Annotated in this window: 4 protein-coding genes; 3 read left to right on the forward strand and 1 reads right to left on the reverse strand. The window is 63.6% G+C overall.

Features of this window, described 5'->3' with window-relative positions; translation table 11 throughout:
• Positions 1-1,053, reverse strand: a 1,053-nt coding sequence (gene glgP / locus AC1DJW_RS26170) for an alpha-glucan family phosphorylase (protein ID WP_476902915.1), incomplete at its 3' end; no start/stop codon positions are given.
• Positions 1,054-1,184: 131 nt separating this feature from the next.
• On the opposite strand from glgP, the gene AC1DJW_RS26175 reads away from it, so the two are divergent.
• Genes AC1DJW_RS26175 through AC1DJW_RS26185 form a run of 3 tightly spaced genes read left to right on the forward strand, consistent with a single transcriptional unit; the run spans position 1,185 to position 8,753 of the window.
• Positions 1,185-3,263, forward strand: a complete 2,079-nt coding sequence (locus tag AC1DJW_RS26175) for an alpha-1,4-glucan--maltose-1-phosphate maltosyltransferase (protein WP_390281096.1) — start codon at positions 1,185-1,187, stop codon at positions 3,261-3,263.
• 5 nt (positions 3,264-3,268) lie between these two features.
• A complete protein-coding gene (treS, locus tag AC1DJW_RS26180) occupies positions 3,269-5,065 on the forward strand; it encodes a maltose alpha-D-glucosyltransferase (protein ID WP_284754238.1) in 1,797 nt (598 codons plus the stop codon).
• A gap of 1 nt (position 5,066) precedes the next feature.
• Complete coding sequence (locus AC1DJW_RS26185; RefSeq protein ID WP_390281094.1) at positions 5,067-8,753, forward strand: 1,4-alpha-glucan branching enzyme; 3,687 nt, start codon at positions 5,067-5,069, stop codon at positions 8,751-8,753.
• The last annotated feature ends 375 nt before the right edge of the window (positions 8,754-9,128 follow it).

Consider the following 9,128-nt stretch of genomic DNA (forward strand, 5'->3'; position numbering starts at 1 on the left):
CACGTCCGGGGCCAGGCCGGCGTCGAAGAAGTGCCTGATCTGCACGGCCTCGAAGCGGTCGATGCCGGCCGGCACGGGGGTGTGGGTGGTGAACACCGTGGACGCGCGTCCGGCGGCCAGGGCCTCGGACCAGCTCAGCGGGGCCTCGGAGGACATGAGCTCCTGGATCCGTTCGATGCCCAGGAACCCGGCGTGGCCTTCGTTGGTGTGGAACACCTCCGGGGCCGGGGTGCCGGTGAGGCGCTGGTAGACGCGCAGCGCCTTCACCCCGCCCATGCCCAGCAGCAGCTCCTGCTGCAGGCGGTGGTCACCGCCGCCGCCGTAGAGGCGGTCCGTGATCCCGCGCGCGGCGTCGTCATTGGCCGGAACGTTCGAATCGAGCAGCAGCAGCGGCACGCGCCCGACGTCGGCACGCCAGATGTGCGCGTTGAGCTTGCGTCCGTTGGGTAGCGGGAGCGAAATCGTCACCGGCTTGCCGGTGCCGTCCTCGGACGGCTCGCGCAGCAGTGTCAGCGGCAACCCGTCGGGGTCAAGGACCGGGTAGGTCTCCTGCTGCCAGGCGTCCCGGGAAAGGGACTGCTTGAAATAGCCCGCCTGGTACAGCAGCCCGACGCCGATCAACGGCACGCCCAGGTCCGAAGCCGCCTTCAGGTGGTCCCCGGCCAGGATCCCCAGGCCGCCGGAATACTGCGGAAGGACCTCGGTGATGCCGAACTCCGGCGAGAAATACGCGATGCACGCCGGAGCGTCCGGACCCAGGCCCTGGTACCAGCGCGGCTCGCTCAAGTACCGGTCCAGATCCGCAGCCGCGTGCTGCACACGCTCTACGAGTTCATTGTTGGAAGCAAGTTGGTCCAGCTGATCGCGGCTGATTGACCCGAGGAGGCTTATTGGATCGTGACGGCTCTCCTCCCACAATTCCTGGTCAAGGCTCGCAAAGAGCTCGCGGGTAGGTCGGTGCCACGACCAGCGCAGATTCGTCGCGAGACGAGCCAGCGGCCGGATCGGCTCGGGGAGCAGGGTACGGACGGTAAACCTTCGAATTGCCTTCACGAGCGTCACACTAATCCACTCGGTGGACGGCAGGAACAGCTTTCGGTTTCTTTTAGGTAAATGACACATTGCGCGGAAGAGTCTGGGGCACCTCTTCGCAAAATGTGATTTTTCTCGCTAACGTCGAGGTTGTGACCACTACTGCAGCACCGCGATCCAGCTCAGCATCCAAGTCCAAGCAGAAGACCGGTATCACCGATGGTCTTAAGTTCGGCAGATTCCCCATCACGGCCGTGCAGCCCGTGATCGAGGAAGGCCGGTTCCCGGCCAAGGCACTGCCTGGTGAAGATTTGGTGGTTGGCGCCACGGTCTTCCGCGAGGGCCACGACCAGCTGGGGGTGAGCGCTATCCTGCTGGACCCCAAAGGCAAAGAACGCCAGCGTGTCCGGCTCGCCCCAGCGCCGGGTGAGCGTGGCAAAGGAACCGACCGTTGGGAGGGCCTGCTGACCCCGACGGCGCCCGGAGCCTGGACTTTCGCGATCGAGGCCTGGCACGACCGCTACGGCACATGGCATCACAACGCCGAAGTAAAGGTCGAAGCCGGCATCGACGTGGAGCTGATGCTCGCCGAGGGCGTCGCCCTGCTCGCGGAGGCCGCCGGCGAAAGCACGCGAAGCGCGGCTGACAAGCGCACCCTTCGCGCTGCCTCCGAAGGCCTCGCCGATACTTCGAAGACTGCCGAGGAGCGCCTTGCCGACGGCTTCAGCGCAGAGGTCGCAGCCGTCGTCGAGCGCCAGCCGATCCGTGAACTGGTGACCGTCTCGGAACAATACCCGCTCCTCGTGGAGCGTGACTTGGCCGGGCGCGGAGCCTGGTACGAATTCTTCCCGCGTTCCGAAGGCGCCGTTTTCGATCCCTCCACCGGAACGTGGACTTCAGGCAACTTCACGACGGCGGCCAGGAGGCTCGACGCCGTTGCGGAGATGGGCTTCGACGTCATCTACCTGCCGCCCATCCACCCGATTGGTTTCCAGCACCGCAAGGGACGCAACAACACCCTGACTCCGGGTCCGCAGGATCCCGGCTCGCCGTGGGCCATCGGCTCCGAGGCCGGCGGGCACGACGCCATCCATCCGGAATTGGGATCGTTCGAGGACTTCGACGCTTTTGTGGCCCGCGCCAATGAGCTGGGCCTCGAGGTGGCGCTGGACTTGGCGCTGCAGGCCGCCCCGGACCACCCCTGGGTGAAGACCAACCCCGAATGGTTCACCACTCGCGTGGACGGCAGCATCGCGTATGCCGAAAACCCGCCGAAGAAGTACCAGGACATCTACCCGCTGAACTTCGACAACGATCCGGCCGGACTGTCCAAGGAAATCCTGCGGATCGTCTTCCTCTGGGTGAGCCACGGAGTGAAGATTTTCCGCGTCGACAACCCGCACACCAAACCGGTGTGGTTCTGGGAATGGCTGATCGCCAAGGTCAACAAGAAGCACCCCGACGTCGTTTTCCTCGCCGAGGCGTTCACCCGCCCCGCGATGATGCACGCCCTCGGCCGGGCAGGTTTCCAACAGTCGTACACGTACTTCACATGGCGGAACACCAAAACCGAACTGGAATCGTATTTCCAGGAGGTCAGCCACGAATCCCCGGCGTACTTCAGGCCCAATTTCTTCGTCAACACCCCGGATATCCTCACCGAATACCTCCAATACGGCGGTCCGGCTGCGTTCCGCATCCGCGCAGCACTGGCAGCCACGGCCAGCCCGCTCTGGGGCGTATACGCCGGATTCGAGCTGTACGAGCATGTGGCGCGTCCCGGAGCCGAAGAGTACATCGACAACGAGAAATACGAGTTCAAGAACCGCGACTGGGATGCCGCAGCGGCGTCGGGGCACAGTCTCACCCCCTACATCACGCGGCTTAACGCCATCCGGAAAGCCCACCCCGCCTTGGGTGATCTGCAGAACCTGACTCTGCATCACAGCACGGATGACGCCACCATCGTGTTCTCCAAGCACAAGACCTTGCCCGACGGCAGCAAGGACACCTTGATCATTGTGGTCAACGTCGATCCCCACGGCACCAGGGAAAGCACCGTGACGCTGGATCTCTCAGCTCTTTCGCTGGATCCGGCCGACTTCACCGCCAACGGACGATTCTGGGTGGATGATTTGGTCAGCGGCGAAAGCTGGGAGTGGGGCGAATACAACTACGTCCGACTGGACGCCCATGTAGAACCGGCACACATTCTCAATATCCGGAGGTAGCCTTAGTGAGCTTCAATCCGCAGGGTCAGAGTCAGTACTTCACGCCGAAGAACACTTTCGAGCTGAACGCCCCGGGTCTTCAACATGACCCACATTGGTATCGGAAGGCTGTTTTCTACGAGGTTCTGGTGAGGGCCTTCGCGGATGCGAATGGTGACGGTTCCGGTGATTTCCACGGACTCATCGACAAGTTGGATTATCTGCAGTGGCTCGGAGTGGATTGTTTGTGGCTGCCGCCGTTCTTCGATTCGCCCTTGCGCGACGGCGGTTACGACATTTCCGATTACACGTCCGTGTTGGACGAATTCGGCACCATCAGCGACTTCAAGCGGCTCGTCGCCGAGGCCCACGCGAGGGGCGTCAGGGTCATCATCGACCTCCCGCTGAACCACACCTCGGACCAACACCCTTGGTTCCAGGAGTCACGCAAGAACCCGGATGGGCCGTTCGGCGACTTCTACGTGTGGAGTGACACCGACGAGAAGTACCAGGACGCGCGCATCATCTTCGTGGACACGGAAGAGTCCAACTGGACGTTCGATCCGATCCGCCGGCAGTTCTTCTGGCACCGTTTCTTCAGCCACCAACCCGACCTGAACTTCGAAAACCCGAAGGTCATCGAGGCCGTCCACGACGTCGTCAAGTTCTGGCTGGACCAAGGCATTGATGGATTCCGGGCAGATGCCATCCCGTACCTCTTCGAAGAAGAGGGCACCAATTGCGAGAACCTGCCGGCCACCCATGGCTTCCTGCGTGACCTTCGGAAGATGGTGGACGAGAACTACCCGGGCCGTGTGATCATCGCCGAAGCCAACCAACCGCCGCACGACGTCGTCGAGTACTTTGGCACCGAGGAAGAACCGGAGTGCCACATGGCCTTCCACTTTCCCATCATGCCGCGCCTGTACTACGCGCTCCGCGACCAGAAGGCCGCTCCCATCATCGAGACGCTGCGGGATACCCCGGGAATCCCGGCCGGCGCGCAATGGGGGACCTTCCTGCGCAACCACGACGAACTCACCCTCGAGATGGTCACCGCCGACGAACGTGCCGCCATGTTGGGCTGGTACGCTCCGGACCCGCGCATGCGGGCCAACATCGGCATCCGGCGCAGGCTCGCCTCCCTGCTGGACAACTCCCGCTCGGAGATCGAGCTGATCAATGCGTTGTTGCTTTCCCTGCCGGGCAGCCCCTTCCTGTACTACGGGGATGAAATCGGGATGGGAGACAACATCTGGCTTGACGATCGCGACGCCGTCCGCACGCCGATGCAATGGAACCCGGACCGCAACGCAGGTTTCTCCAACGCCGATCCCGGAAAGCTCTACCTGCCCGTCATCCAGTCGTTGGTCTACAACTACAGCATGGCGAACGTCGAGGCCGAAGCGGCCCATTCCGGATCGCTCCTGCGCTGGACACGCCAGATCCTGAGCGTCCGGAGGAACCACCCAGCCTTCGGTCTAGGCGACTTCCGGCACGTTCCGGCGGACCACGAGGTGGTTCTTGCCTACATGCGCGAGCTGCGGGAGGACAATCCGGAAGGCGAGGATGCCGAATCCATCCTCTGCGTTTTCAACCTGTCCCAACATCCGGTTGCTACGACCCTCGATATCCCTGAATACGCCGGAAGGGGCCTGCGGGATGTGTTCGGCGGCCAGCCGTTCCCGGGCATCGGCGCCGACGGCTCCCTGACCCTCACGCTCGGTAGCCACGACTTCTTCTGGCTTCGGGTGCGCTCGGCGGGTTCCACCGGCTCCTCGCCGTACACCCAGGCCATCCCAGTGCTGTCCATCGAAGGCTGACATGAGTCACATGGCGCCCACCACGGTCCTCGCCTCCCTGCTCAAGGAATGGCTGCCCCGGCAGCGCTGGTTTCCCGTCAAGGCAGGGTCATTCGAACTGGATTTCGTCGGCTCGTTCGGGCTTCCTGAGCCCGCCGCCGGGACCGGCCTGGAGGTCCAGCTGATCTCCGTCGCTTACGCCACGGCCGATGGCGGGAGGCAGACTGACATCATCCAGGTACCGCTCAGCTTTCGCTCCGCGCCAGCGGCCGCCTTGGCAACTGCCTCGGTGGGCCAGATCGGTGGAACAAGTGAGCAGGACCCGCCGGTCTGGGTATATGACGCTCCCCACGATCCTGACTTCGTGGCGGCAATGCTCGATCTCATCCGGGGTCAGTCGTCCGCCGAACCCGGAGAGGGGGAATGCACGGCGAGCGGGCATACGGTGCCCGGCAGCCTGCGGCTGCCCACTGCCTCAGGATCCGTGCGTGTCTCTTCCGGCGAGCAGTCCAACACTTCAGTGATCGTCGACGACGGCGTGTCCGCGGCGATCGTGAAGATCTTCCGGGTCCTGTCGGTCGGCAAGAACCCCGAAGTGGAGGTTGGCGCGGCCCTGACCGCGGCGGGCACGAAGGAAGTGCCTTCCACCCTTGGCTGGATCACGGGAACCTGGGAGGTGCGGACGCCCCTGGGCCGGCACGGCGCGGCATCGGCGGATTTCGCCGTGGCCCACGAATTCCTTGCGGGCGGGCAGGACGCCTGGCGCCTCGCCGTCGACGCCGCGGCTTCAGGCAGGGACTTTTCCGCCGAAGCGCGGCAGCTGGGCCAAGCGACTGCCACCGTGCATCTGCGGCTCGCGGAAACCCTCGGAACCGCCCGGGAACGCGTTCCCGGCCAGGACATCGCACCCGAAGTAGCGCGGCGCGTCCGCCAGTCTTGGGCTGAGGCGGGCACCGCCGTCGGGCCCCACGAGCAGCAACTCGAGGCACTCCTGACGCAACTGTCGGGCAAGGAAGCCGGGATGCTGCAGCGCATTCACGGAGACCTTCACTTGGGCCAGATCCTGTTGGTGCCCGGCACCGCGGGAGAACCGGGTCGGTGGGCGATCCTGGACTTTGAAGGCGAACCCTTGCGGCCGATCGAACACCGTAACATTCCCGACGTTCCCCTGCGGGACGTCGTCGGAATGCTGCGATCCTTCGACTACGCCGCCGGTGCGGCCATCCGCGAGAATCCGGGCGCCCGGGTTCCCGCCACGTGGGTTGACGACTGCGCCGAGGCGTTCCTGGCCGGCTACAGCGACATCACCCCTGGAACTATTGACCGCCGATCGCCGCTGTTTGTGGCATTGTGGCTGGACAAGGCCTTGTACGAGGTGATCTACGAGCTGCGGAACAGGCCGGATTGGTTGCCCATTCCGGTCAATGCTTCGCGGCAGCTCCTCGGAAATACGAGCCCCGGCACGGATGCCGCGGCGACATCGGAAGGTAAGGAAATGACAGGCTCAGCACGTACCGAACGGCCCCGAGTCCCGCTGTATGTGGACGCCGCTACCCTGGGCCGGGTGGCCGCTGGTGCGCACCATGCCCCGCACTCGGTGCTTGGTGCCCACCTTGACGACCACGGTCACGTCACCATCCGCACGGTCAAGCACTTGGCGGCGGAGGTAACTGTAGTCACCGAAGCCGGTTCCACCCCGATGACCCACGAGACCGACGGCGTCTGGGTGGCGGTCCTCGAACCGCTGCAGCACGGCCACGTGCCGGACTACCGCCTGGAAGTTGTGTACGGCGATTCAGCGCCGGTGACGATCAATGATCCCTACCACTACCTTCCAACCGTCGGAGAGGTGGACCTCCACCTCATCGGCGAAGGCCGGCACGAACGGCTCTGGGACACACTGGGCTCCCACGTCCAGCACTACCGCTCGCCACTTGGCGATGTAGACGGCGTCTCCTTCGCCGTCTGGGCGCCGAACGCTCAGGCGGTCCGCGTCAAGGGCGACTTCAACTCTTGGGACGGGCGTGAACACGCCTTGCGCTCACTCGGGTCTTCAGGCGTTTGGGAAGTCTTCATTCCGGGCGTTTCAGCAGGGGCGTGCTACAAATTCGAGCTGCTCACCAAGGCCGGCCATTGGGTGGAGAAGGCCGACCCGCTCGCCTTCGGCACCGAAGTTCCACCCCTGACCGCGTCACGCGTGGTGGAGTCCGGCTACCGCTTCAAGGACGACGCCTGGATGACGGCGCGCGCCAACAAGGATCCGCACAACTCGCCCATGAGCGTCTACGAAGTCCACCTTGGGTCGTGGCGCCTTGGCCTCGGGTACAAGGAACTGGCCAAGGACCTCGTGGAATACGTGAAGTGGCTTGGCTTCACCCACGTGGAGTTCATGCCGGTGGCGGAGCACCCCTTCGGCGGTTCGTGGGGCTACCAAGTCACGTCCTACTTTGCTCCGACCTCCCGCTTCGGGCATCCGGATGAGTTCCGGTTCCTGGTCGATTCACTGCATCAGGCGGGTATCGGCGTCATCCTCGACTGGGTCCCCGCGCACTTCCCGAAGGACGCATGGGCCCTTGCCCGCTTCGACGGCGAACCACTGTACGAACACTCCGATCCCCGACTCGGCGAGCACCCGGACTGGGGCACGCTCATCTTCGACTTCGGCCGCACCGAGGTTCGCAACTTCCTGGTCGCGAACGCGCTCTACTGGCTCGAGGAATTCCACATCGACGGGCTCCGGGTGGATGCCGTGGCCTCCATGCTCTACAGGGACTATTCGCGTGAGGACGGGGAGTGGTTCCCCAATGTCCACGGTGGACGCGAGAACCTGGAAGCCATTTCCTTCCTCCAAGAGGTCAACGCCACGATCTACAAGACCCACCCCGGGGCAGTGACCATTGCCGAGGAATCCACGGCGTTCCCGGGCGTTACCGCGCCGACCAACCATGGCGGCCTCGGATTCGGGCTCAAATGGAACATGGGCTGGATGCACGACTCCCTCAAGTACATCTCCGAAAACCCGGTGAACCGCCGCTGGCACCACGGTACGGTGACGTTCTCCATGGTCTATGCATTCACGGAAAACTTCCTGTTGCCCATCAGCCACGACGAGGTAGTACACGGCAAGGGATCCATGCTGCGCAAAATGCCCGGCGACCGCTGGCAGCAGCTAGCCAACCTGCGGGCGTTCATGGCTTACCAGTGGGCGCACCCGGGCAAGCAGCTCATCTTCATGGGTACCGAATTCGGCCAAGAGGCCGAATGGTCCGAGCAGCACGGGCTCGACTGGTTCCTTGCGGACATCCCGTCGCACCGCGGACTGCAATTGCTCACCCGTGAGTTGAACTCGCTGTACAGCTCGACGCCGGCCCTGCATGTCCGGGACAACGAGCCTGGCGGTTTCCAGTGGATCAACGGCGCGGACGCGGATCGCAACGTACTTACCTTTATCCGGTGGGACCACGACGGCAAGCCCCTGGTATGCGCCGTGAATTTCTCGGGAGGCCCGCACCAGGACTATGTGCTTGGCGTCCCGTCTGCCGGCGCTTGGCAGGAAGTACTCAACACTGACGCCGAGGTGTACGGAGGCTCGGGCGTGATCAACAGCGGTGAGCTGCTTGCCACCGCACCGGGTGCGGAAGGATTGCCTGCGGCGCTGACCGTCACGCTGCCGCCGCTTGGAGCTTCTTGGTTCACGCTTGTGGGTTAGCTATTCTTAGGTGGGAGCCCGGAAGCCGCGTGCTTCCGGGCTTTCGCTTTGGATCTTTCGTGCCGCTGCGGAGGCACAGGAGCTCGTCTGGCGGGGTTTTGCCTCCCCGGTGAAGTGGTGGTATAGTTAGTACCCGCGCTGCTCCCCAGTGGAGATCGGTGAAGTTGACTGAGTTCCTCGTGAAGATCAAGTCAAGAACGCCGATTTGACTAGGAGGCAAGCAGCCGGTAAGTTTGGAAAGTTGCTCCGGAGCGATCCTGGACCCTTTGGTGGGTGTGGGTGGTGCCGGGTGTGTCTGTTGTTTGAGAACTCAATAGTGTGCCAAGTTTGTTGATACCGATTTATTTTAATTGGTTGATTTTGCCGGGCCTTGTC

This window comes from Arthrobacter sp. 05L417, assembly GCF_056397865.1.